Origin of the sequence: Bradyrhizobium sp. DOA9, from assembly GCF_000617845.2 — a bacterium.
In the GTDB taxonomy this organism is placed as follows: Bacteria; Pseudomonadota; Alphaproteobacteria; order Rhizobiales; family Xanthobacteraceae; genus Bradyrhizobium.
Genome location: NZ_DF820425.1, coordinates 3,588,245 through 3,612,192, shown reverse-complemented (window position 1 = coordinate 3,612,192; position 23,948 = coordinate 3,588,245). Strand labels below are relative to the sequence as shown.

The window sequence follows — 23,948 nt, the reverse complement described above, 5'->3', positions numbered from 1 at the left end:
TCCTGATCCTCTCTTCCCAACAAGCTGGATCAACCGGCTTTGCCTGAGGAGAGAGACGCCATGAAGCTCGGCACCGCCATTGCGGAAATCATGAGGCGCGAGGGGATCGAGATCCTCTGCGGCTATCCGGTCAACCATCTGATCGAGCATGCGGCCAAGGCCGAGATCCGGCCCGTGATGGTGCGGCAGGAGCGCGTCGGCATCCACATGGCGGATGCGATCTCGCGGGTGACGTCGGGGCGCAGCATCGGCGCCTTCTGCATGCAGCACGGGCCGGGCGCGGAGAATGCCATGGGCGGCGTCGCGCAATGCTTCGGCGAATCCGTCCCCGTGCTGGTGCTGCCGATGGGCTATCAGCGCCGGCTGGCGCATATCGAGCCGAACTTCAATTCCAGCGAAGCGATGAAGCCGTTCGCGAAATCCTCCGAGCCGATCATCCTCGCGACTGAAGTCGCCAACATCTTCCGCCGCGCCTTCACCAGGCTGAAGAACGGCCGCGGCGGGCCCGTCATCGTCGAGATCCCCTCCGACATGTGGAACGAGGAGGTGCCGGAGCCGCTGAACTACACGCCGGTGCTGCGCACCCGCTACGGCGCCGACCCCGTTCACGTCAGGGAAGCCGCGAGCCTGCTGGTGAATGCAAAACGGCCGGTGATCTATGCCGGCCAGGGCGTGCATTACGCGCAGGCCTGGCCCCAGCTGAAACGGCTCGCGGAGCGGCTGGCGATCCCGGTTACCACCAGCTTGGGCGGCAAATCATCGTTTCCGGAGACGCATGCGCTCTCGCTCGGCTCAGGCGGCCTCGCAGTGCCGCGCGCGGTGCCGAAGTTTCTGGCCGAGGCCGACGTCATCTTCGGCATCGGCTGCTCCTTCACCGAGACCAATTTCGGCATCGCGATGCCGAAAGGCAAGACCATCATCCATTCGACGCTCGATCCCAATCATCTCAACAAGGATGTGGAAGCGAAGATCGGCCTCGTCGGCGACGCCGGCCTCGTGCTCGACGCGCTGCTGGAGGAGATCGGCAAGACGGTCACCACGGACCGCGACGCATCGGCCGTCGCGGCCGAGATCGCGGCCTCGCACAAGGAATGGCTGGCGAAATGGATGCCGAAGCTGACCAGCAATGACGCGCCGCTCAGCCCCTATCGCGTGCTGTGGGATCTCCAGCACACCGTGGACATCGAGAATACGATCATCACCCACGATGCCGGCAGCCCGCGCGACCAGCTCTCGCCGTTCTGGAGATCGGTCGAGCCCCTCACCTATCTCGGCTGGGGCAAGACCACGCAGCTCGGCTACGGCCTCGGTCTTGCGATGGGCGCCAAGCTGGCAAAGCCCGACAAGCTCTGCATCAACGTCTGGGGCGATGCCGCGATCGGCTTCACCGGCATGGATTTCGAGACCGCCGTGCGCGAGCGCATCCCGATCATGTCGATCCTGCTCAACAATTTCTCGATGGCGATCGAGCTGAAGGTGATGCCGATCTCGACCGAAAAATATCGCTCGACCGACATCTCCGGCGACTACGCCGCGATGGCGCGCGCCTTCGGCGGCTACGGCGAGCGGGTGACGCGGCCGGAGGACATCGTTCCCGCGATCAAGCGCGGCATCCAGAAGACGAAGGAAGGCGTGCCGGTGCTGCTGGAGTTCATCACAGCCAAGGAGACCGAAGTGTCGCGGCCCGGCACGTGAGGCGGATCGGTGCGGAGCATGGCTGGCTCCGGCCGCAGAAGTTGTGATAATCCGGCCCGGTGCCGCGCACGCCGCGGCATCAAGCTGGATCAGGAATGACCACCGCATTGCACGAAATCGAGGAACTCGAGCGCCGATTGCGGTCGGCCGCAGCCGAGAATGCGCAGCTGCGCGCCGAGCTTGCGACGGCGCGGGATCGCCAGGGCGCCAGCGCCGAGATCCTGCGTACCATCGCGGCCTCGCCGTCCGATGCGCGGCCAGTCTTTACGGCAGTCGCGGCCAGCTCGAAACGCCTGCTCGGCGGCTTCTCCGCCACCGTGCTTCAGTTCATCGGCGACGAGCTTCACCTCGTGGCGTTCACGCCGACCAGCCCGGAGGCGGACGCAGGGCTCAAGGCGTCGTTCCCACGCAAGATCGCGGACTTCCCGACTTTTGGTCTCGTGCGGGACGGCCAGACGATCCAGTTTCCCGACAGCGAGGCGGCCGAGGTCCCGGCACTGAACCGGGAGCTGGCGCGGCTGCGCGGCTTCCGCAGCGTGCTGTTCATGCCGCTGATGAACCGGGGCGCGCCGGTCGGCATGATCAGCGTCACGCGCGCCGAGCCGGGATCATTCGCGCCCGACCTCGTAGAGCTGCTGCGGACCTTCGCCGACCAGGCCGTGATCGCCATCGAGAATGCACGCCTGTTCAACGAGACCAGAGAGGCGCTGGAACGCCAGACCGCGACGGCCGACATCCTGAAGGTGATGGCGGCCTCCCCGTCCGACGTGCAGCCGGTGTTCGCGGCCATCGCCACCAACGCCAACCGGCTGATCGGCGGCTTCTCCACCGCGGTGCTGCGTTATATCGACGGCGCCGCGCACCTTGCGGCATTCACGCCGACGGATCCCACGGGCGACCGCGTGCTCCAGGCTTCGTTCCCGGTGCCGTTCGCGCAGTTTCCGCCCTACCGGCTCGTGGCCAATGGTGCCGCGGCGCAATTGCCCGACACCGAGCTCGAGCCGGCCGCGCGCGACATCGCGCGGGCCCGCGGCTATCGGAGCATGCTGTTCGCGCCGCTGATGAGCGAGGGCGAGGCCATCGGCATCATCATCACGACGCGCCGCGCGACCGGCAACTTCGCCGACCACCATGTGCGGCTGCTGCAGACTTTCGCCGACCAGGCCGTGATCGCGATCAAGAATGTCGGCCTGTTCAACGCGACCAGGGAAGCACTGGAACGTCAGACTGCGACCGCCGACATTCTCAAGGTGATCGCAGCTTCACCGTCCGATGTCACGCCGGTGTTTCAGGCCATTTCCGACAGCGCCAAGGCACTGATCGGAGCGCACTCCTCCACCGTCACCCGCGTTGTCGACGGCATGCTGCACCTGGCCGCCTTCACGACCGACAATGAGGCCGGCAACGCGGATCTGCTGAGCTCATTTCCGACCCCATTGTCGTCGTCCGGCATTCACAGCCGGGTGGCGGTGAGCGGCGAGTTTGCCTTCCGCAGCGACATGCAGAACGAGCCCGATCTCACCGAGGCCATGAAGGAGCTGGCGCGAACCCGCGGTTATCGCAGCATCCTGGTGGTGCCGATGCTGCGCGACGGCGTTGCGATCGGCACCATCGCCGTGACGCGGCGCGAGCCCGGTCATTTTCCTGACAAGGCTGTCAACCTGCTCAAGACCTTTGCCGACCAGGCGGTGATCGCGGTCGAGAACACGCGCCTGTTCAACGAAGTCGCGACCCGCACCCGCGAGCTCGCCCGATCGCTCGATGATCTCCGCGCCGCGCAGGACCGCCTGATCCAGACCGAGAAGCTGGCCTCGCTCGGCCAGCTCACGGCCGGCATTGCGCACGAGATCAAGAACCCGCTCAACTTCGTCAACAATTTTGCCTCGCTGTCTGCCGAGTTGACCGAGGAGCTGAACGAGGTGCTCACGCCGGTCCCTCTCCCCGAGGATGTCCGCAGCGAGGTCGACGAGCTGACGGGGCTTCTGCAGGACAATCTCGGCAAGATCGTGCAGCACGGCCGCCGGGCCGATTCCATCGTCAAGAACATGCTGCTGCATTCGCGCGAAGGCGGCGGCGAGCATGGACTGAGCGACATCAACGCACTGGTCGAAGAGAGCCTCAACCTCGCCTATCACGGCGCACGCGCCGAGAAGCCCGGATTCCACGTCACGCTGAAGCGCGAGCTCGATCCCGCGGCCGGACACGCCGAAGTGTTTCCGCAGGAGATCACCCGCGTGCTGCTGAACCTGATCTCGAACGGCTTCCACGCGGTCACCAGGCGCAAGGCCGACGGTTACGAGCCGACGGTGATCGCCGCAACGCGCGATCGCGGCGACGACGTCGAGATCACGATCCGCGACAACGGCACCGGCATTGCCGACGATGTGAAGGAGAAGATGTTCAATCCGTTCTTCACCACCAAGCCGGCCGGCGAAGGCACCGGTCTCGGGCTGTCGATGACCCACGACATCGTCGTGAAGCAGCACGGCGGCACGATCGACGTCGCAACCGAGCTCGGCACGTTCACGGAGTTCACGATCCGGCTGCCGCGGAAGAGCAGCTTCCCGGATGCAGGCCGCTGAGCCTTACTCGGCCATCTCGACGGGTTGCTTGGCCGAGGGGCCGGCCAGCGGCCGCTCCTCCATCGCAATCAGGCACAACGCAGCTGTCGTCATCAGCGACGTGGCGGCGCCGAACACGTAGCGGAACGCATGCCGCATGTCCTCAGCGGGAATCGCGACGGCGCCCGCGGCGTGATGCTCACTGGCGAGCGGGATGTCGGTGCCGAGCGCGATGAGCAGGATCGCGGCGAAGGCCGCGACCGTGAACGAGGACATCAGCGAGCGGAAGAAGTTCAACGCGCCGGTGATGGTGCCGACCTGCGGCCGCGCGACCGAATTCTGGATCGAGACCACGCAGACCGGGAAGGTCGTGCCGAGACCAAGCGCGAACGCGGCCATTAGCGTCAGCAGGGCCCACAGCGGCAAAGTGGTGACCGTGAGGCCGAGGCCGCACAGTGCGGCCCAGGACGTGCCCACGATGGCGACGCGCTTGTAGTGCTTGGCACGCGCCATGGTGCGGCCGGCGACGGCCGCGCCGACGGTCGAAATTGCCGCGAGCGGAATCAGCGCAAGCCCTGCCTCGCTGGCCGTGAGATGATAGACGGACTCGTAATAGAGTGGCAGCTGGACCGTCAGGCCCGTGATCGCGCCCAGCGCGCAACCGCCTGCCATCAGCCCGAACGGCACCACGCTGCCGCCGAGCAGCGGCAGCGGCAGGAACGGCTCGTCGGCGCGCCGGGCGTGCCAGACGAAGGTCACGGCGAGTGCAACTGCGCCACCAACCATCGCCAGCACGGTCGGCGACAGCCATGTATAGCGCGTGCCGCCCCAGGTCAGCACCAGCATGAAGACGACCGCAGAGGCCATCAGCAGAACGCCGCCGAGCCAGTCGACCTTGCGCTTGCGGTGGAACACCGGGATCTTGCTCATCTTCGGCAGCAGGAGCGCGAGCGCCGCAGCCGTGAGCGGCAGGTTGATCCAGAAGATCATCGACCAGTGCAGATGCTCGGCGAACACGCCGCCAATGACCGGGCCGAGGATGCCGCCGACCATCCAGACACTGGAGAAATAGGCCTGATACTGCCCGCGTTCGCGCGGGCTCACCACGTCGGAGATCACGGTCTGCACCACCGGCATGATGCCGCCGCCGCCGAGGCCCTGAAGCCCGCGTGCCAGGATCAGCATCGGCATGTTCGGCGCGATCGCGCACAGCACCGAGCCCGCAACGAACAGGCTGAGCGAGATGATGATCATGACACGGCGGCCGTAGATGTCGCTGAGCGTGCCGAACACCGGCGCGACCGCAGTCGAGGCGAGCAGATAGGCGGTGATGACCCAGGAAAGATTGGAGACGTCCTGGAACTGGCGCCCGATGGTCGGCAGCGCCGTCGCCACGATGGTCTGGTCGAGCGCGGCCAGGAACATCGTCAGCATCAGGCTGACGACGATGGTGCGGACCTCGTCGGAGCTCAGCGGCACCGGCGGGGCGATCGAGGGCGCGTCGTCGACGCTGATGACCTCGCTCGGCAGGCGGGACAGCTCTTCGGCAATATCGTCGGGCAAGGCCTGGATGTCGGCAGAATCGCTCTGCCGGTCGAACTTGTTCATCTCGATCGGACGTCGTGTAGCGGCGCAACGCCGCGAAGGATTCGTTCTATGCAGACAATGTAGAGAGGAAATTTCTTCCCGGGCAGGCACCGTGGCGCATGGGTGCATCCCGCCCTGAGGTCATCCCGAAGACGTGACCTCGGCGCAGCGGCGGATCAGTCCTTCGGGCGGCGCTTCAGGCGTGCCCGTTTCGGCAGTTGCGCCGGCCATTGCACGATGTGGTGCTCAAGCTCCTCGTCCGGGACCTCCTCCTCGCTGCCCTCGACGCGGCCGCGCACCGAGACGCCGGCGTCATGCACGGTGTTGGGGTCGCCCGACACCAGCGGATGCCACCAAAAGAGGTCGCGCCCTTCGGCGACGAGCTTGTAGCCGCAGCTCGGCGGCAGCCAGTTCAGGGTGCGGACATTGGTCGGGGTCAGGCGGACGCAGTCCGGAACCTTGTCGGACCGATTCGGATAGTCCTTGCAGGCGCAGCTGGCACCATCGAGCAGCTTGCAGCCGATATGGGTGAAGTAGATCTGCCCGGTGTCCTCGTCCTCGAGCTTGTTCAGGCAGCAGCGGCCGCAGCCGTCGCACAGGCTTTCCCATTCGGCCCCCGACATCTGTTCCAACGTCTTGGTTTTCCAGAAGAATCCTTCCTGGCCTTGAGGTCGTTTGGGAGCTGCGGTCATGCGCCTCTACAACAGTTCGAAAAGAGCTACGGCAACGCCATCTAGGGCGGGCGGCGGCAGGGGTGCAAGCGAGGCCCCGTTGAGGCCCGTAATGAACCGGGGTCAATTAGGCCTGTTGTTCAAAATCCCGAGCGTGGCCATTGGTTTATAGGGCCCGCTCGGCTAGAAGGAACAGCAAGTCCCTCGGATGCTGGCCGGGCGCCTTGGGTTTGCCGCAACATTCCCGCAAGACGTCTCGATGCCGCCCCGGCCGGGTGCTTGAACGCTTTCGAAGCAAGCCGCAAGGGTTCTAGGTGCGCCAGATCATACCACCGCATTGGAAGCAGAAGGTCCGGAATTTCTTCCTGGATCTCGATGCGCGCATCGACTCCTCGCTGTTCTCCTCGGCCAAGGGCATTCGCGAGCTCTACGAGCGCTACTCGACCTTCATGGACCGCTTCTATGTCGGGCGGTGGAAGCGCTGGGTGTTCATCGAGCCGCTGTCGGAGGCCGCGACCCTCGGGCTTGGTGGCCTCGTCGTGATGCTCGCCCTCGCCATTCCCGCCTTCCGCGAGACCGCGGACGAGGACTGGCTGAAGAAGTCCGACCTCGCGGTGAGCTTCCTCGATCGCTACGGCAACCCGATCGGCAGCCGAGGCATCAAGCACAACGACTCCATCCCGCTGGAAGACTTTCCGGACGTGCTGATCAAGGCGACGCTGGCGACCGAGGACCGCCGCTTCTACGAGCATTTCGGCATCGACATCGCCGGCACCGCGCGTGCGCTCGTCACCAACGCGCAGGCCGGCGGCGTGCGCCAGGGCGGCTCCTCGATCACCCAGCAGCTTGCCAAGAACCTGTTCCTGAGCAACGAGCGCACCATCGAGCGCAAGGTCAACGAAGCCTTCCTCGCGATCTGGCTGGAATGGCGCCTGACCAAGAACGAGATCCTCAAGCTCTATCTCGACCGCGCCTATATGGGCGGCGGCACCTTCGGCGTGGACGGCGCGGCGCATTTCTACTTCAACAAGTCCGCGCGCGACGTGACGCTGGCGGAAGCGGCGATGCTCGCCGGCCTGTTCAAGGCGCCGACCAAATACGCCCCGCACATCAACCTGCCGGCCGCCCGCGCCCGCGCCAACGTCGTGCTCGACAACCTCGTCGATGCCGGCTTCATGACCGAGGGCCAGGTGTTCGGCGCCCGCCGCAACCCGGCCTTCGCGGTCGACCGCCGCGACGAGGCCTCGCCGAACTATTATCTCGACTACGCCTTCGACGAGATGCGCAAGCTGGTCGACACCTTCCCGAAGTCCTACACCGAGCGCGTCTTCGTGGTCCGCACCGCCATCGACACCAACGTGCAGAAGGCGGCGGAAGACGCGGTCGAGAACCAGCTGCGCCAGTTCGGTCGCGACTACCACGCGACGCAGGCGGCGACCGTCGTCGCCGATCTCGACGGCGGCATCCGCGCCATGGTCGGCGGCCGCGACTATGGCGCCAGCCAGTTCAACCGCGCCACCGACGCCTACCGCCAGCCGGGCTCCTCGTTCAAGCCTTACGTCTACACCACGGCGCTGCTGAACGGCTACACGCCCAACTCGGTCGTGGTCGACGGTCCGGTCTGCATCGGCAATTGGTGCCCGCAGAATTATGGCCATTCCTATTCCGGATCGGTGACGCTGACGCAGGCGATCACGCGTTCGATCAACGTCGTGCCGGTGAAGCTGTCGATCGAGATTGGCCGGAAGAACGAGCCGAAGGCGCAGAACCCGGCCAAGGTCGGCCGCGCCAAGATCGTCGAGGTCGCCCGCCGCTTCGGCCTCAAGGCGCCGCTGCCCGACACGCCCTCGCTGCCGATCGGCTCGGACGAAGTCACCGTGCTCGAGCATGCGGTGGCCTATGCGACCTTCCCGAACCGCGGCAAGGCGGTGACGCCGCACGCGGTGCTGGAGGTGCGCACCGGCGCCGGCGACCTGGTCTGGCGCTGGGACCGCGACGGGCCGAAGCCGAAGCAGGCAATTCCGCCGAACATCGCCGCCGACATGGCCGGCATGATGAGCCACGTCGTCAGCGAAGGCACCGCGCGGCGCGCAGCGCTGGACGGCATTCCGACCGCGGGCAAGACCGGCACGACCAATGCGTATCGCGACGCCTGGTTCGTCGGCTACACCGGCAATTTCACTTGCGCGGTCTGGTACGGCAACGACGACTATTCTCCGACCAACCGCATGACCGGCGGCTCGCTGCCGGCTCAGACTTGGCACGACATCATGCTCGCCGCGCATCAGGGCGTCGAGGTCCGGGAGATCCCCGGCATCGGCATGGGCCAGAAGCTGCCGCCGCAGCATGTCAGCAACGCGCAGGCCAATGCGGCGCCGAAGGTGCTGGAGACCAAGCCCGGTCCGCCGCCGGTGCTGACCAAGCGCGGCGCCGATATCCTGGTGCGGGTCGAGAAGCTGCTGGATGATGCGGCCAAGGCTGCGAACAAATCGACGGCAAATGACGGCAAGCCGTCCTCGTCGTCGACGAGCGCGCTCGCCTTCCCGCAGAATTATGCGGAAGACAACGCCAACGCCTCCGCCCCGCGCAAGAACTGATCGAAAGCAAGTGCGGCTGATCCTGATCACATTGACGGCGCTTCTCCTCGCAGGCGTAGTCGGCGTCGGCGCGACGTGGATGACCACGACGCGCGGCACCGAGATCGGCGCGCTCACCATCGGCGCCTGGACCGCGCGGCCGCGCACCGGCACCGCCGACGTCGATCCCTATTCGCGCGCCACCATCGTCCGCAACGGCGAGCTGCCGATCGGCACCGGCGACGGTGTCGCCTTCACCGCTACCACCGACGACAGGAAGAAGGCGCTCGACGGCCGCTGCGACGTGGTCGTCTCCGGCGTGACGCCGCCGGCACGGTTCTGGACCTTGACGCTCTACGACCGCAAGGGCCATCTCGTCGCCAATTCGCTCCAGCGCTACGGCTTCACCAGCCAGGAGATCGTGCGCGCCTCCGACGGCTCGTTCGAGATCCGGATCGCCTCGCGCTCGCGCGCCGGCAACTGGCTGCCGACCGGCGGCATCGAGCGCTACGCCTTGATGCTGCGTCTTTACGACACGCCGGTCGGCGTTGGGACGCGCACCCAGCGCGACGCGCCGATGCCGAGCATCAATACGGTGGGCTGCTCATGATCCGGCTGGTCTTCACCATCGTTGCCGGCGTGGCGCTCGGCCTCGTGGTCCATCTCGTCAGCGTGCTGGCGTTGCCGCGGATCGCGACGCAGGATGCCTATTCGCGCCTGACGCCGATGACCAGGGTGAACGCCGTCACCCAGCTTCCCCTCGCCGACCCCAACACGTCGCCGATGCCGTTCATGGATCCGGCCTTCGCGCTGGCGATCTGCCGCTACGACCTGACGAACGGGCCGATCAAGCTGACGGTGCCGGTGAGCCAGGCCTATACGTCCGTGTCGTTCTACACCCGCAACGAGATCGCCTATTACGCCATCAACGACCGCTCCGCGGGCCGCAAGGTGATCGAGCTCGACCTGATGACGGAAGCGCAGCACAGCGAGCTGCCGGAGGACGAGGAGGTCACCGCGGCCGACCGCCTCATCATCGATTCCCCGACCACGACCGGGCTGATCCTGATGAAGGCGCTCGCTCCCGAGCCCGGCCTGATGCAGCAGGCGCAAGGCTCGCTCCAGGCCGCGACCTGCGCGCCGCAGACCGAGCCGCCGGCCAAGGCCGAGGCACCGCGCGGCCGGCGGTGAGCGCGGCCGTTTCGCCGGCGCCAAACACAAAGTCGCGAAAACAACCCCATGCACAGTAGCGGGGGTGTTGAAATCATTACGCTCTTCGGATCGATGCTGTCGAAGCCGCCGATTCCACGCGCGCGCCTTTGACGCGTCGGGCAAAACACCGGCATACTGGCATCATCGAGAGCTCGTCACACCCGCGCGGAGCAGTCCGTCGCGGGTGTTTTCGTTCAACTCGGTCGCGCTCAATGGATGATCTGGCCGAGGAAATCCCTCGCCCGCTCCGTCTGCGGCGCGCGGAAGAACGTCTCGGGATCGGCTTCCTCGACGATCGAGCCGCGATCCATGAACACCACCCTGTCAGCGATCTCGCGGGCAAAGCCCATTTCGTGCGTGACGCAGACCATGGTCATGCCGTCGTTCGCGAGCTCCACCATGGTGTCGAGCACCTCCTTGACCATCTCCGGGTCGAGCGCGGAAGTCGGCTCGTCGAACAGCATGATCTTCGGTTGCATGCACAGCGCCCGCGCGATGGCGACGCGCTGCTGCTGGCCGCCGGAGAGCTGCCCCGGATATTTGTCCGCCTGGTCGTGGATGCGCACCTTGCGGAGCAGACCGATCGCACGCTCATGCGCCTCCGTGCGGGACAGGCCCCGTACCTTCATCGGTGCCAGCATGCAATTCTCGACGACGGAGAGGTGCGGAAACAGATTGAAGCTCTGGAACACCATGCCGACCTCGCGACGAACGCCGTTGACGTCGGTCATCCGGTCCGACAGCTCGATGCCATCGACGACGATGCGGCCACCGTCATGCTTCTCGATGTGGTTGATGCAGCGGATCAGCGTCGACTTGCCCGAGCCCGAGGGGCCGCAGAGCACGATCTTCTCGCCGGTCGCGACGGTGAGATTGACGTCGTTCAGCGCCGTGAAATGGCCGAACCGCTTCACCAGATTTTCCACGGTGACGATGGACGCCTGATTCCCCGCAGCGAGCTGAAGCATTTTTCCTCTCCAAAGACCGGGATGACCGTGCCTAGCGCTAGCGGCGCATTCCCGCGATCGCATACCGCTTGCGCAAGGACGCCACGCATTGCGATGCCGCCGAGCTGATGGCGAGGTAGACCACCGCAATCAACAGATACATCTCGACGAGACGGCCATTGAGCTGCGCCAGCTTCGAGGCTGCGCCAAGCAAATCGGTGAGCGAGAGCACGTAGACCAGCGAGGTGTCCTGGAACAGGATGATGGTCTGGCTCAGGATGATGGGGCTCGCGACGCGGAGCACCTGCGGCAGGATCACGGAGCGATAGGTGTCGAAGGTGGACAACGCGAGGGCCTGACAAGCCTCGAACTGTCCCCGGTTCACCGCTCGCAATCCGACGCGGATGATTTCCGAATAATAGGCGGCCTCGAACAGGCCGAAGGTGATGAACGCCGTCCAGGTGGCGCCGATCGGAACCGGCCGTCCGCTTCCGCCGAGATGCCCGAGCACGATCGGCACCAGGAAGAAGAACCAGAACAGAACCAGGATCAGCGGGATCGAGCGCATCAAGGCGACATAGAAGCGCACGAGCCTGCCGAGCACGGGCACTTCGAAGTGTTGTATCAGGGCCAGACAAGTGCCGAGGACCAGGCCGACCACGAAAGCAAATGCAGTCAGCGCCAGCGAAAACACTAGGCCTGACCAGAGGTAAGGCCACGCCTGAAGGACAACGGAGAAATCGAGGTTGTTCACTTCACGACCTCCATCGCGTCAGGCAGGGAATCAATCGGTTGGATGGCGTGCGTCGCGCCCGGCTTGACTGCATCGTCCGCAGGGCCCGTCCCCGGAATGCGCACGGCCTTGTCGATCAGCGCCATACCCTGATAGGCGATGAGCGCCAGCGCGAGGTAGACAAGCGTCGCGGCGCCGAAAGCGGTGAAGGTCTGAAACGTCGCTTCGCTGATCTGTCGGGCCTGCGCCGTCAGCTCCATCAGCCCGATCGTGAGCGCGACCGAAGTGTTTTTGTAGATGCCCATCACCTCGCTGGTCAGGCTCGGGATGATCAGGCGCAGCGCCTGCGGCACGACGATATGGCGATAGGTCAGATAACCGCTGAGCCCGAGCGCGCTTGCCGCCTCGACCTGCCCTTTCGGCAGCGCCTCGAGCCCGGCACGAACCTGTTCGGCGATCCGGGCCGCTGTGTAGAGACCAAGACAAACCAGCGCCGGAAAGAACGATCCCCAGGGCGGCGGAATCTGCTTGATGGCGTTTCCGAGCGAGACGGGAAGGATCTCCGGCAGGACGAAGTACCAGAGAAACATCTGCACCAGCACGGGGATGTTGCGGAAGATCTCCACATACAGGCGGGCAAGCGCCGCGATGGCCCGGTTCTGCACGGTGCGGCCGATGCCGACGATGACCCCGACCGCGAAGGCGATCCACCAACCGAAGAACGCCAGTGCCAAGGTCCAGCCGAGGCCCGACACAAGCCAGTCGATATAGCGCTGGCCATCCGCGGTCTGTTCAAGAAGCACTGCAAACATGGCGAACCTCAGGGCTCGGTTTGCGGGACACTCCGCCGACGTCGCAATTAGTCGACCGCGTCGCTGGGATGCGCGATCCGTTCCGTGAGCTCGACCGTCAGCGGAAACGCCAGGTTCTCATTCTTGGGCGGAATTGGCCTTGTGAACCATTTGGCGTAGGTCTTCTCGAACTGGCCGGACGCCATCTGCTTCGACAGCACATCGTCGACCAGCGCCTTGAAGCCGGTATCGCCCTTCGTGAACATCAAGCCATAATAGATCTTGGCGTAACCCTCGGGGAGAAAGATCAGCGCATCCGGGTTCGGAGCCGCGGCCTTGAGGCCGGCGAGCAGAATGTCGTCTTCCATGAAGGCGGCCGCACGGCCGGTGTTCAACATCAGGAAGGATTCGGCATGGTCCTTGGCCTGGACGATGTTGAAGCCGAGCTGCTCCTTCGCATTCACGCCTTGCGCGAAGCCGACGGCATTGGAGCCCTGGGTCACGACGATGGTCTTGCCCTTGAGATCGGCAGCCGTCTTCAGGCCGCTGTCCGCCTTGACCAGCCATCGGGGCTGGCTGACGAAGGTGGCGACGGAAAACGAGACCTGCTCCTGCCGCTTCTTGTCGTTGGCGGTGCCGCCGCACTCGATATCGACGGTGCCACTCTGGATCAGCGGGATGCGGTTGGACGAGTTCACCGGAACGTAATTGACCTTGAGACTGGGCAGGCCGGTTTCCGCCTTGATGCGCTCGACGATGGCCGAGCACAGATCGAGCGAAAAGCCGATCGGCTTCTGGTCGGGACCGAGATAGGAGAACGGGATCGAGGCCTCGCGGTGGCCAATGGTGATGGCGCCGTTCGATTTGATCCTGGCGAGCGTGGGACTGTCGGCGGCGGCCGCGGGTCCGCTGGGGGCGCCGAGGACCGCGAGGCCGGACAGAATGCTCAAGACACGCGCAAACTTCGTCATGTACGTCTCCTTGATGAACAGCCTATGCGGCCCTCGATGATGGCTTCACGCCGCGCCGCTGGATGACCTCGATGAGGCGGTCGACGTCGGCAATCGTGTTGAACATCCCGAACGACACGCGAATGCCGTCCCGCTCCGGCGACACGCGGACGTTGTTCTCCTCGAAATGGCCGAGCCATTCTGCCGCGGGCAGCGCAATGACGTAGATGTGTGGCGCGCGATGCTGCCGCGCGCGAGGGCCGACCAGGCGAACGCTGAGCGTATCGAGCCGGGCGATGAGATGATCGCCGAGATCGAAGCAATGGTTCTGGATGTTCGCAACGCCCAGCGCTTCAATCATGTCGAGCGAGGCACTGAGGGCATGGATCGCCGGAAGATTGAAATTGCCGAGCTCGAAGCGGCGCGCGCTCGGGGCCGGATCGAGCCTGTCAGGCTGCGCGATCAGATCGGCCGGGACTTCCGCGAGGCCCGCCGCCGCAAGATAGGCAGGCTCGAGCTCGGTCCTCGACTTGTCCCAATACAAAAGGCCCAGCCCTTGCGGCACGAGCAGACCCTTGTGACTGCCCGACCCGATGAAGGTCGCGCGCATCGCTTTCGCGTCGATCGGCACGACGCCGATCGCCTGCATCACGTCGACGACGAAATAGAGCCCCTTCTCCGCGCAGAGGGCACCGATGCTTTCGATGTCGAAACGGTGACCGGCATGGAATGTCACCTGCGACATCGAGATCGCCCGCGTGCTCGCGTCGATGTAGGGACGAAGGCTGTCGGCGTTCACGATCTCCGTCATCGGCACGAATTCGACCGTGACGCCCTTGCGCCGCAGATTGAGGAACGCGTAGGCGTTGTTCGGATGATCGCCGTGGATCATCAGGACCTTGTCGCCGGCGCGCAGCGGCAGCGCATTCGCGGCGATGTTCATGCTTTCCGAGGTGTTCTTGGTGAAGGCGATCTCGTCGGCCGACACGCCGAGAAACCGCGCCAGCTTCGCGCGGGTCTGCTCGACGCGATCGAGCCAGACGCTCTTCGGGCCGGCGGTCTCGAGACCTTCGCTGAGGAAACGATCGATCGCCGCCTTGACGGGACGCGCAAGCGGCGTCTGGAAGCCGGAGTCGAGATAAGTGATCCGCTCGGCAGCCGGAAACTCCTTCCGCACGGTATCGACGTCGTAGTGGCCTGACATTCCGGTCCCCTCAGCACGTCCGCGGTGGCTCGCACTGCACAAATCCTGCTCACCACCGGGCAACGCCAACGATATGGGCACGGCGCAAACGCGACTAGCATAATTTTCATATTTCAGTATCTTTCATTCCGAAAAATGATAATTTAATAGTTCGAAGGGGACCGGCAGAATGCAGCAGCTGAGTACCGATGGGCCCTTGGACCGCGCGTTCGCGATCATTGGCTATGTCGCCAGCCAGACCAGAGCAGCCTCGGTCGCGGACATCGCCGCTGCGCTGACCCTGCCTCTGCCGACTGCGCACCGTCTCATCGGAAATCTGGAGCAGCGCGGGCTGCTTCAGAAAGCCGTGGGAACGAAGCGCTACGTGGTCGGCAATCAGCTGGTCACGCTGTCGGCTCGCGTCATCGGCGCAGCCTTCCGCACCGCGCGCCGGCACGCAGTGCTCCGCGCCGTCGCCGCTGAAATCGGCGAGCAATGCGAGATCGGCGTCGTGCGGGACAACGTCGTTGCCTACGTCGACAGCGTCCGCGTGTCGCAACCTCAAGGCCTGCAATTCAATCCCGGCGAAGCGGCCCCGCTCCACTGCACCTCGACCGGAAAGATCTATATGAGCCGCCTGCCGGAGCGCGCACGCGAGAAGCTGTGCCGCGCGCTTACGCTGACGCGATACACCGAAACCACGATCGTCGATGTCGAGCGCCTGATGGAAGTGCTCGAGGAGACCCGCAAGCGCGGCTGGGCCAAGACCAATGAAGAATATGTGCGAGGCGTGGTCGGCTGCGCCGTTCCCATCCTCTCACCGGATCGCGAACTGATCGCGTGCCTGGGTGTCTCCGTTCCCGTGGCGCGGGTGAGCTTCACCGAGCTGGATCGGTTCATCGCGCCGCTTCAGAACGCCGCGGAACTTCTGTCGGAAACCATCCTCCAGGCCGACGAGGACGGAACAAGCGATGCATCCGGGGAAGCCTGAACCCACGGCCCGATGTGACATCAGCGCGTGATGGCAACAGCTGTCAGGCGACAGTAGGACGCAATCGCAAATCGATTGCGGCGTTGAAGCGGCGCGTCTCGAGGGCTATCGAGCGGCGAAGCCATCTTCAATCGGAGGAACGCATGAGCACCATCACCGGCGGCTGTCACTGTGGCGCAATCCGCTACGAGGTCGAGGGCGAGGCGATCGTGCACGCGCTTTGCCATTGCCGCGATTGCCGGCTTCACGCCGGGGCTCCGGTCGTGGGCTGGACGATGTACCCGGAGGGCGCGGTCAAGGTGACCAAGGGCGAGCCGAAAGTGTACCGCTCCTCGGAACACGGGCGGCGGCACTTTTGCGCCGCCTGCGGAACCGGACTGTTCTACGTCAATGCCGACATGCTGCCGGGGATCATCGACATCCAGAGCGCGACCTACGACGATCCCGAGGCCGTGCCTGCCACGATGCAGATCCAGGTCGCCGAGCGCCTGAGCTGGATGGAACATGCGGATGAACTGCCGGGATTCGAGCGTTATCCGCCGCAGCCATAGTGACGGCTGGACTAGGCAGCGCGCAGCACTCTCAATCGATTTCCTGCGCGCCGATGAAGCGCATGAACGGCTTCTGACCGTCGGAACCGAACAGCACGACCTCGTAGCGCTGCGGCTTGCCGCCTTCCATCCCGGGCGAGCCGACCGGCATGCCCGGCACGGCTAGTCCCTTAGCGTTGGGACGCTCTGCGAGGAGGCGCCGCACGGCCGCAGCCGGCACGTGCCCCTCGACGACATAACCGGCGACCTCTGCCGTGTGACACGCGGCCAGGTTCGAAGGAATGCCGAGACGGGCGCGGATCGGGTCGAGGTCGGGAGTCTCCTCGACCCGAACCGTAAATCCTTCGTCCCGCAGATGCTGCACCCAGCCGGCGCAGCAGCCGCAACTCGGATCCCGGTGCACCGTGAGCGTGGCTGCGTCGGGCGCCGCCACAGCGGGCCTTGCAAGAGCTGCCGCGGCCATCAGCCCGACAAGCGAGCGGCGGGTCATCAGATATGCGCGTTGCTTCATGTTCGGCTTCCTCTTCTGTCGCTCCGTCGCCCCAACATCTGATCGTGCATCACGGCTCGCCTCATCCGGCCGGCTCCACGACGCGCAATCTGGCGCCGATCGGCTTTGGCGTCTCGGTCGATGGCACGTTGTCCTCGCGCGTCGGCGGCAGGCGGACGCCCTTCACCAATCCGAAGATCGCGGGGATCACGATCAGCGTCAGCAACGTCGACGATATCATGCCGCCAATCATCGGCACCGCGATTCGTTGCATGATCTCCGACCCGGTTCCGGTGCTCCACATGATCGGCAGCAGGCCTGCCATGATGGCGACGACCGTCATCATCTTGGGACGGACGCGCTCGACCGCGCCCACCATGATGGCCTCGTGGAGATCCTCCCGGGTGAGGCCCCTGCCCTCGGCACTGCACGTCGCCTTCATCTCGGCCAGGGCATGCTCGAGGTAGATCAGCATCACGACGCCGGTTTCGGCGGCGACGCCGGCGAGCGCGATGAAGCCGACGGCGACGGCGACCGACAGGTTGAAGCCGAGCCACCACATCATCCAGATGCCGCCGACCAGCGCGAAGGGCAGCGACAGCATGACGATGAGGGTTTCGGTCATGGCCCTGAAATTCAGGTAGAGCAGCAGGAAGATGATCGTCAGCGTCACCGGCACCACGATCTTCAGGCGCGCCGCGGCGCGCTGGAGATATTCGTACTGGCCGCTCCAGACCACGTAATATCCCGCCGGGAACTGGATGCTGTCGGTCACGGCGCGCTGCGCATCGGCGACGTAGCTGCCGATGTCGCGATCGCGGATATCGACGTAGACGTAGGTCGCGAGCTGGCCGTTCTCGGTGCGGATCGAGGTCGGTCCCCGCGCCGGCTCGACCTTCGCGACCTCGCCGAGCGGCACCGCGCCGCCTGCGGGCATCGGCACCAGGATGTCGCCGGCGATCGCCTTGGGATTGTCGCGCAGGTCGCGCGGATAGCGCATGTTCACCGAAAAGCGCTGCCGCCCCTCCACCGTCGTCGTGACCGTCTGGCCGCCGAGCGCGGCCGCGATGGTGTCCTGGACGTCCTGGATCAGGATGCCATAGCGGGCGAGCGCCTCGCGATCCGGGACGATCTCGAGATAGTAGCCGCCGATGCCGCGCTCGGCGTAGGCCGATGCGGTGCCCGGGACCGCCTTGATCACGCGTTCGACCTGCTTGGCCAGCCGGTCGATCTCGACGAGGTCGGTGCCCATCACCTTGACCCCGACGGGCGTGCGGATGCCGGTGGACAGCATATCGATGCGCGCCTTGATCGGCATGGTCCAGGCGTTGGAGACGCCCGGAAACTGCAGCGCCTTGTCCATCTCCGCGATCAGGGTGTCGACGGTGACGCCAGGGCGCCAAAGCTCCTTCGGCTTCAGGCTGACCACCGTCTCGAACATCTCGGTCGGCGCCGGATCGGTCGCGGTCGCCGCCCGTCCCGCCTTGCCGTAGACCGAGGAGACCTCCGGGAACGACTTGATGATGCGGTCCTGCGTCTGCATCAGCTCGGCCGCCTTGGTCACGGAGATGCCGGGCAGCGTGGTCGGCATGTAGAGCAGCGTGCCCTCGTTCAGGCTCGGCATGAACTCGGTGCCGAGCTGCCGCGCCGGCCAGATCGTGACGGCGAGCACGACGAGCGAGGCCAGGATCACCAGCGTCTTGGCGCGCAGCACGCCCTTGATGACGGGGCGGTAAATCCAGATCAGGAAGCGGTTGATGACGTTCTTGCCCTCGGGAACGATCCGGCCGCGGACGAAGATCACCATCAGCGCCGGCACCAAGGTGACGGACAACAGGGCCGCGGCCGCCATCGCGAAGGTCTTGGTGAACGCCAGCGGGCTGAACAGCCGCCCCTCCTGCGATTCCAGCGTGAAGATCGGCATGAACGAGACGGTGATGATGAGCAGGCTGAAGAACAGCGCCGGCCCGACTTCGGATGCCGCATCGATCAGGATCTGGACGCGCGACTGACCGGGCTCGGCGCGCTCGAGGTGCTTGTGCGCATTCTCGATCATGACGATCGCCGCATCCACCATGGCGCCGATCGCGATCGCGATGCCGCCGAGGCTCATGATGTTGGATCCGAGGCCCAGCAGCTTCATGGCGCCGAACGCCATCAGCACGCCGACCGGCAGCATCAGGATCGCGACCAGCGCGCTGCGGACATGGAGCAGGAACACGATGCAGACCATCGCGACGACGATGCTCTCCTCGAACAGGGTGTGCTTGAGCGTGTCGATCGCCGAATAGATCAGGCCGGAGCGGTCGTAGACCGGGACGATCTCGACGGACTTCGGCAGGCTGCTCGCGATCTCCTTGAAGCGCTTCCTGACGTTCTCGATGACGTCGAGCGCGTTGACGCCGAAGCGCTGCAGCACGATGCCGCTCGCAACCTCACCCTCGCCGTTCAGCTCGGCAATGCCGCGCCGCTCGTCCGGCCCGAGCTCGACATTGGCGACGTCCCGCAGCAGCACCGGCGTGCCGTTGCTGGTCTTCAGCACGATGTTGCCGAGATCGTCGATGCCCTTGATATAGCCCTTGCCGCGAATGACGTATTCAAACTCCGACAGCTCGACCGTGCGGCCGCCGACGTCGGCATTGCTGGCGCGGATCGCCTCCCGGATCTTCTGCATGCTGATGCCGCGGTCGCGCATGCGCTGCGGATCGAGCACCACGTTGTACTGCTTGACGAAGCCGCCGATGCTGGCGACCTCGGCGACGCCTTCGGCCTTGGCCAGCGCAAATTTCAGGTTCCAGTCCTGGATCGTGCGCGTCTCGGCGAGATTCAGTTCCTTCGACATCACGGCGTATTGGTAGACCCAGCCGACGCCGGTCGCATCGGGCCCGATGGTCGGGATGACGCCGGCGGGAAGCCGCGACGTGGCGCTGTTCAGGAACTCCATCACGCGCGAGCGCGCCCAATAGATGTCGGTGCCGTCCTCGAAGATCACGTAGACGAACGACACGCCGAAGAAGGAGAAGCCGCGCACCACCTTCGATTTCGGCACGGTCAGCATCGCCGTCGTCAAGGGATAGGTGACCTGGTCCTCGATCACCTGCGGCGCCTGGCCGGGATATTCGGTGTAGACGATGACCTGCGTGTCCGAGAGGTCGGGGATCGCATCCAGCGGCAAATGAAGCAGCGCGTAGAGGCCGGCGGCGGCCGCAAAGCCGGTGCCGAACAGCACCAGCAGCAGGTTGCGCGCCGACCAGGCGATGATGCGGGCGATCATTTATGCTCTCCCGTCGCATGGCCGGCGTCAGGGGCTTGAGGCGCCGCCTCGGCAAAGCCTTTCAGCGCGGCCTTCAGGTTGCTTTCCGCATCGATCAGGAAGTTGGCGGACGTGACCACCGCCTCGCCTTCGGCAAGGCCGTCCCGCACCTCGATCAAGCCGCCGCCGCGCCGGCCGAGCTTCACCTCGCGCGGCTCGAAGCGCCCGTCCCCCTTGTCGACGAGGACGGCCTGCCGCGTGCCGGTGTCGAGCACGGCGCTGTCCTGGATCGCCAGGACGGGCGCGCTGTCCGCCGTGTCGACGTCGGCGTCGACATACATGTCCGGCAGCAGCATCGCATCTGGATTGGCGAGCTCGATGCGGACGCGCACCGTCCGGGTTTCGCGATTCACCTGCGGATAGATCACCGCGATCTTGCCGGTGAAGCTTCGGCCGGGGAAGCTGCGCGCGCGCACCGCGACGGACTGCCCGACCGCGATGTTGCCGAGATCGCGCTCGGCGACGTCGACCAGCGCCCAGACCAGCGAGGTATCGGCGATGCGGAACAGCACGTCGCCGGGATTGGCGCGCATGCCTTCGATCGCGTTGCGCTCGAGCACGATTCCGTCGCGCGGCGCCGACCAGTGGATGGTGACGGGCGCGACGTGGGTTTTCTCCATCTCGGCGATCACCCGGTCGGGGACGTCGAGATTGATCAGCCGTTGCCGCGAGCCGCGTCCGTAGATCTCGACACCGCCGACGGTCCTGGAGGTGATGGTCGCGAGATATTCCGCCGCCGCGGAGGCGACCGCCGAGCTGTAGATCTCCATCAGCGGCTGGCCGGCCTTGACGCGGGAGCCGGTGGTGACGTCCGCGATCTTCTGCACGAAGCTCTCGGCGCGCATCGCGATCACCGAGACGCGGCGCTCGTCCAATTGGATCGTGCCGGGTGCCTTGACCAGGACCCGGACCGGTCGCCGCGCCACCGGCTCGGACTTCACGCCGCTGCGCTGGATCTTGCCGGGCGACAGCTTCACCGTGCCGTCATCGGCGTCGCCTTCGTAGACCGGGACATAGTTCATCCCCATCGGGTCCTTCTTCGGCGCCGGCGAGGTGTCGGGCAGTCCCATCGGATTGCGGTAGTAGAGGATTTTTCGCGATGAAGCCGCCTGGGGTGGCTGCGGCTCCGCCGGGGCGGCCTTGTCGTCATCATAGACCGGCAGATAGTCCCGCCCGCGGTCATCCTTCCTCGGCCCGGCCGACCAAAGCGGCGCACCGCTCGGATCGCGATAGTAGAGCGGAGCCCGGTCCGCTGGCGCCGCAGCGGGGGTCACCTCGGCATGGACGGACCAGCGCCCCTCGTTCGAGGACCAGTACGCGCCAAGGGCGAGGCCACCGCCGAGAGCGAGAGTCGTCAAGAGACGCAACGTCTTCATGGTTGTTTCGCGCGCTCGGAGCGCGCGTCCATGTGAATGGGACAGAGAAGTTCGGGCGCCACCCGGCGGCGCCCGAAAGCTCACTTGATCGCCTTGACGATGACCTTGCCGGTGACCGTCTCAGCCTCGCCCTGCACCTTCGCCGAGAGCGTCACCTGGTAGCGGCCGGCCATCGGCAGGTCCGTCTTGAAGGCATAGACGCCCGGCTCCTTGGACGGTAGCGGCGCGACCGCCGATTCCATCTCGGCCATGCCGTCGGGAGCCATGTCCACGCGCGTCTTGAAGATGACGACATCAAGCACCGGCTTGCCGGTCTGCTTGTTGGTCAAGCGAACGGCGAGCGTGACGTCGTCGCCCTTCTTCATCTCGGGATTGACCGGCTCGAAGGCGTAATCGCCGGCGCCTGCAATCGCGGCCGTGGCGGCGAGCGAAAGGGTGGCGGCAACAGCCGCAGTGCTGAACTTGGATAGCATTGTCCTGTCCTCATGAATTGATCTCGACCGTGACGCGGGGAACGCGCACATCAGTCATCGTCGCGCGAGGCCCGCCCGCGCGCGTCTTTTACGGAGATCAGATTCGAGGAGGCCGGAAGGGAGGACTGCCGCCGCGCGAGGCGACGACCTGATCGGCGGGAATAGCCGTTTCCGCTGCCGCGACGGCAAGGAATTCGAATGCGAGGGGACGAACGTCCGCAAGTGCGACGGTGCCGCCGACACAGCAGAAGCCCATCCCGCACGCGTAGCCGGTATCGGAGCCCGTGCCCTTCATGTCGGGACAACAATCGTGCATCGACATATCGCCGTCGCCGCCGGCCTGCATGGCCGCCGGCATATCACCCGACGACATCGCGAGGCTGGAAGCGGACGCGCCAGCCGGCAGCATCGCCAGGGATATGGCGATGGCGAATGCCAGGATGGTCCGAACGATCCGCATCAAACGCGATTTAACCTTTTGGATACCTTTTTGAACCGCAGCGCAGCCTGAGTAACATAGTCTGCGGCCGAAAGCATTCTTTGATCCGGGTCAAGCATTCGTGACCGAGGCTCCGAGGCCTGTCAGGCCGATCGCCCGCAGCTTGCTCGCTTATTGCGACCGCGATACCAGCTCGTCGGACCGCGCCGCCCGCGACCATAGCAACGCGAGCGGACCGACTGCGATCCCCGCCGCGAGCACGATGAAGGCCAGCAACCAGCCCTCTGCACTCTCAGGACCGCCACCGGCATCGAGGGCAACCCCGGTTCCCCAGGCTCCGATCGCCGACAAGCCGAACCCGACGGTCGAATGCAGGGCCAGAGTCGCCCCGCGATGCTCCGAGACGGCTGCAGCCGACATGCCGGCGGTCAACGCACCGGAATCCGCCGGCACCGTCAGGCCATAGATCATCAGCAGCAGCGCCAGCACCCAAGCCGGAGCCGTCGCATTCAGGCCGATGACGAGCGCAACGCAGGCCGAGGCGATCATCACCACCGTGATCGCCCGATGTCGCCCGAACTTCAGTGCGGCCTCGTTGCCGAGGATGCTGGCCGGCATGGAGATCACTGCAAAACAGAAGCTCATCAGGACCGGGCTCAGCCATGAGGGCGCGCCCTGATGCACCACGACGTAAGTCCAGAAGCCGACCAGCCAGGTGCGAATGCCGTAGAGCTCGAAGCAGTGCGCGCCGTAGCCGAAGATGTAGCCGAGTGCCTCGCGGTTGGCGAAAACCGGCGCAAAATTCAAAAGGCGTCCTGCCCTTGGCGCGGGACTGCGGCTCTCGATCAAGAGACACGCCACCACCATCGCGACGGGACCGATGCCGGTCACGTAGAACGCGGTCCGCCATCCCCAACCGTCGGCGAGGACTTGCGCGATCAGGAACGACAGGCCGACGCCCACCGAGAAGCTCGACGTGTAGAGCGTGACCGCCCGCGAGCTGTCGCCGGCGGGCAACCGGTCCGTCAGGGCCTTGAGCCCGGGCATGTAGGCACCGGCAAAACCAAGGCCGGCAAGCGACCAGATGATGGTCCCCGACCAGAAGCCTTGCGCGAAGATGCCAAACGCAATGGTCGCTGCTCCGCTGACGACAGAGCCGCAGAGGAGCACGAGCCGTGCGTCGATGCGATCGGTCAGCGTCGTGAGCACGGGCACCGCCAGCATGTAGCCAAACGCGTAGCCGCTCGCCATCATCCCGCCCTCGGCGGCGGACAAGCCCCACGCCGGCATCAGATGCTGGGCGAGATTTGCAGACAAGGTCACGTGCGGCAGCAGATTGCCGAGCTGGCCGATACACATCACCGCAATCAGCGGCCAGCCGCGCAAGCTACGAATGGTCTCCTCCCATC

The 23,948-nt window shown here is 65.4% G+C and carries 20 protein-coding genes; 7 read left to right on the top strand and 13 right to left on the bottom strand.

Annotated elements, in window-relative coordinates:
• Positions 1–24 precede the first annotated feature (24 nt).
• The gene (locus BDOA9_RS16790; protein ID WP_256375425.1) at positions 25–1,695 is read left to right on the top strand and encodes a thiamine pyrophosphate-requiring protein; all 1,671 of its coding nucleotides are present in this window, start codon (positions 25–27) and stop codon (positions 1,693–1,695) included.
• 95 nt (positions 1,696–1,790) lie between these two features.
• Positions 1,791–4,277 (top strand): GAF domain-containing protein, encoded by a 2,487-nt coding sequence (locus BDOA9_RS16785; protein WP_025035113.1) that lies wholly within the window; start codon positions 1,791–1,793, stop codon positions 4,275–4,277.
• A 3-nt stretch (positions 4,278–4,280) separates the two neighbouring features.
• Here BDOA9_RS16785 and BDOA9_RS16780 read toward each other — a convergent pair whose 3' ends face one another.
• Entirely contained in the window at positions 4,281–5,864 is a 1,584-nt protein-coding gene (locus BDOA9_RS16780; protein WP_025035112.1) for an MDR family MFS transporter, read from the bottom strand.
• A gap of 155 nt (positions 5,865–6,019) precedes the next feature.
• Positions 6,020–6,535, bottom strand: coding sequence for a YcgN family cysteine cluster protein (locus tag BDOA9_RS16775; protein WP_025035111.1), 516 nt, complete (start codon positions 6,533–6,535; stop codon positions 6,020–6,022).
• Between the two features lie 293 nt (positions 6,536–6,828).
• On the opposite strand from BDOA9_RS16775, the gene BDOA9_RS16770 reads away from it, so the two are divergent.
• The 3 genes from BDOA9_RS16770 to BDOA9_RS16760 are packed head-to-tail and all read left to right on the top strand — an operon-like array spanning position 6,829 to position 10,281.
• The gene (locus BDOA9_RS16770; protein ID WP_025035110.1) at positions 6,829–9,111 is read left to right on the top strand and encodes a transglycosylase domain-containing protein; all 2,283 of its coding nucleotides are present in this window, start codon (positions 6,829–6,831) and stop codon (positions 9,109–9,111) included.
• A gap of 10 nt (positions 9,112–9,121) precedes the next feature.
• Positions 9,122–9,700 carry a DUF1214 domain-containing protein gene (locus BDOA9_RS16765; RefSeq protein WP_025035109.1) on the top strand — a complete coding sequence of 193 codons (579 nt, stop codon included), beginning with the start codon at positions 9,122–9,124 and terminating at the stop codon, positions 9,698–9,700.
• Complete coding sequence (locus BDOA9_RS16760; RefSeq protein ID WP_025035108.1) at positions 9,697–10,281, top strand: DUF1254 domain-containing protein; 585 nt, start codon at positions 9,697–9,699, stop codon at positions 10,279–10,281. Before BDOA9_RS16765 ends, BDOA9_RS16760 begins: the two co-directional genes overlap by 4 nt.
• Before the next feature lie 230 nt (positions 10,282–10,511).
• Here BDOA9_RS16760 and BDOA9_RS16755 read toward each other — a convergent pair whose 3' ends face one another.
• Genes BDOA9_RS16755 through BDOA9_RS16735 form a run of 5 tightly spaced genes read right to left on the bottom strand, consistent with a single transcriptional unit; the run spans position 10,512 to position 14,927 of the window.
• Positions 10,512–11,270 (bottom strand): amino acid ABC transporter ATP-binding protein, encoded by a 759-nt coding sequence (locus BDOA9_RS16755; RefSeq protein WP_025035107.1) that lies wholly within the window; start codon positions 11,268–11,270, stop codon positions 10,512–10,514.
• A 37-nt stretch (positions 11,271–11,307) separates the two neighbouring features.
• Positions 11,308–12,003 carry an amino acid ABC transporter permease gene (locus tag BDOA9_RS16750; protein WP_025035106.1) on the bottom strand — a complete coding sequence of 232 codons (696 nt, stop codon included), beginning with the start codon at positions 12,001–12,003 and terminating at the stop codon, positions 11,308–11,310.
• On the bottom strand, positions 12,000–12,794 hold the full coding sequence (locus tag BDOA9_RS16745) for an amino acid ABC transporter permease (protein WP_025035105.1): 795 nt from the start codon (positions 12,792–12,794) through the stop codon (positions 12,000–12,002). Before BDOA9_RS16745 ends, BDOA9_RS16750 begins: the two co-directional genes overlap by 4 nt.
• Positions 12,795–12,841: 47 nt before the next feature.
• On the bottom strand, positions 12,842–13,744 hold the full coding sequence (locus tag BDOA9_RS16740; protein WP_025035104.1) for an amino acid ABC transporter substrate-binding protein: 903 nt from the start codon (positions 13,742–13,744) through the stop codon (positions 12,842–12,844).
• 22 nt (positions 13,745–13,766) lie between these two features.
• Complete coding sequence (locus tag BDOA9_RS16735; RefSeq protein ID WP_025035103.1) at positions 13,767–14,927, bottom strand: aminotransferase class V-fold PLP-dependent enzyme; 1,161 nt, start codon at positions 14,925–14,927, stop codon at positions 13,767–13,769.
• Positions 14,928–15,096: 169 nt separating this feature from the next.
• Here BDOA9_RS16735 and BDOA9_RS16730 point away from each other — a divergent pair, with 169 nt between their 5' ends.
• Entirely contained in the window at positions 15,097–15,897 is an 801-nt protein-coding gene (locus BDOA9_RS16730) for an IclR family transcriptional regulator (protein ID WP_025035102.1), read from the top strand.
• Between the two features lie 143 nt (positions 15,898–16,040).
• Positions 16,041–16,448, top strand: a complete 408-nt coding sequence (locus tag BDOA9_RS16725) for a GFA family protein (protein WP_025035101.1) — start codon at positions 16,041–16,043, stop codon at positions 16,446–16,448.
• 31 nt (positions 16,449–16,479) lie between these two features.
• On the opposite strand, the gene BDOA9_RS16720 is transcribed toward BDOA9_RS16725, so the two are convergent.
• The 6 genes from BDOA9_RS16720 to BDOA9_RS16695 all read right to left on the bottom strand — a co-directional run bounded on the left by BDOA9_RS16720 (position 16,480) and on the right by BDOA9_RS16695 (position 23,898).
• Complete coding sequence (locus tag BDOA9_RS16720) at positions 16,480–16,959, bottom strand: DUF411 domain-containing protein (RefSeq protein ID WP_025035100.1); 480 nt, start codon at positions 16,957–16,959, stop codon at positions 16,480–16,482.
• Between the two features lie 61 nt (positions 16,960–17,020).
• Positions 17,021–20,212: an efflux RND transporter permease subunit gene (locus BDOA9_RS16715; protein WP_025035099.1), complete on the bottom strand. Its 3,192-nt coding sequence runs from the start codon at positions 20,210–20,212 to the stop codon at positions 17,021–17,023.
• Positions 20,209–21,627, bottom strand: coding sequence for an efflux RND transporter periplasmic adaptor subunit (locus BDOA9_RS16710; RefSeq protein ID WP_025035098.1), 1,419 nt, complete (start codon positions 21,625–21,627; stop codon positions 20,209–20,211). Before BDOA9_RS16710 ends, BDOA9_RS16715 begins: the two co-directional genes overlap by 4 nt.
• 80 nt (positions 21,628–21,707) lie before the next feature.
• A complete protein-coding gene (locus BDOA9_RS16705; protein ID WP_025035097.1) occupies positions 21,708–22,100 on the bottom strand; it encodes a FixH family protein in 393 nt (130 codons plus the stop codon).
• A 97-nt stretch (positions 22,101–22,197) separates the two neighbouring features.
• On the bottom strand, positions 22,198–22,560 hold the full coding sequence (locus tag BDOA9_RS16700) for a hypothetical protein (protein ID WP_025035096.1): 363 nt from the start codon (positions 22,558–22,560) through the stop codon (positions 22,198–22,200).
• 150 nt (positions 22,561–22,710) lie between these two features.
• Positions 22,711–23,898: an MFS transporter gene (locus BDOA9_RS16695; RefSeq protein ID WP_025035095.1), complete on the bottom strand. Its 1,188-nt coding sequence runs from the start codon at positions 23,896–23,898 to the stop codon at positions 22,711–22,713.
• Positions 23,899–23,948: the final 50 nt, after the last annotated feature.

What these genes read in the sequence shown, in the direction of transcription:
- BDOA9_RS16785 (WP_025035113.1), top strand. Translation starts at nt 1,791, where the DNA reads ATGACCACCGCATTGCACGAAATCGAGGAACTCGAGCGCCGATTGCGG.
- BDOA9_RS16780 (WP_025035112.1), bottom strand. Translation starts at nt 5,864, where the DNA reads ATGAACAAGTTCGACCGGCAGAGCGATTCTGCCGACATCCAGGCCTTG.
- BDOA9_RS16775 (WP_025035111.1), bottom strand. Translation starts at nt 6,535, where the DNA reads ATGACCGCAGCTCCCAAACGACCTCAAGGCCAGGAAGGATTCTTCTGG.
- BDOA9_RS16760 (WP_025035108.1), top strand. Translation starts at nt 9,697, where the DNA reads ATGATCCGGCTGGTCTTCACCATCGTTGCCGGCGTGGCGCTCGGCCTC.
- BDOA9_RS16755 (WP_025035107.1), bottom strand. Translation starts at nt 11,270, where the DNA reads ATGCTTCAGCTCGCTGCGGGGAATCAGGCGTCCATCGTCACCGTGGAA.
- BDOA9_RS16745 (WP_025035105.1), bottom strand. Translation starts at nt 12,794, where the DNA reads ATGTTTGCAGTGCTTCTTGAACAGACCGCGGATGGCCAGCGCTATATC.
- BDOA9_RS16740 (WP_025035104.1), bottom strand. Translation starts at nt 13,744, where the DNA reads ATGACGAAGTTTGCGCGTGTCTTGAGCATTCTGTCCGGCCTCGCGGTC.
- BDOA9_RS16735 (WP_025035103.1), bottom strand. Translation starts at nt 14,927, where the DNA reads ATGTCAGGCCACTACGACGTCGATACCGTGCGGAAGGAGTTTCCGGCT.
- BDOA9_RS16730 (WP_025035102.1), top strand. Translation starts at nt 15,097, where the DNA reads ATGCAGCAGCTGAGTACCGATGGGCCCTTGGACCGCGCGTTCGCGATC.
- BDOA9_RS16725 (WP_025035101.1), top strand. Translation starts at nt 16,041, where the DNA reads ATGAGCACCATCACCGGCGGCTGTCACTGTGGCGCAATCCGCTACGAG.
- BDOA9_RS16720 (WP_025035100.1), bottom strand. Translation starts at nt 16,959, where the DNA reads ATGAAGCAACGCGCATATCTGATGACCCGCCGCTCGCTTGTCGGGCTG.
- BDOA9_RS16715 (WP_025035099.1), bottom strand. Translation starts at nt 20,212, where the DNA reads ATGATCGCCCGCATCATCGCCTGGTCGGCGCGCAACCTGCTGCTGGTG.
- BDOA9_RS16710 (WP_025035098.1), bottom strand. Translation starts at nt 21,627, where the DNA reads ATGAAGACGTTGCGTCTCTTGACGACTCTCGCTCTCGGCGGTGGCCTC.
- BDOA9_RS16705 (WP_025035097.1), bottom strand. Translation starts at nt 22,100, where the DNA reads ATGCTATCCAAGTTCAGCACTGCGGCTGTTGCCGCCACCCTTTCGCTC.
- BDOA9_RS16700 (WP_025035096.1), bottom strand. Translation starts at nt 22,560, where the DNA reads ATGCGGATCGTTCGGACCATCCTGGCATTCGCCATCGCCATATCCCTG.
- BDOA9_RS16695 (WP_025035095.1), bottom strand. Translation starts at nt 23,898, where the DNA reads ATGTGTATCGGCCAGCTCGGCAATCTGCTGCCGCACGTGACCTTGTCT.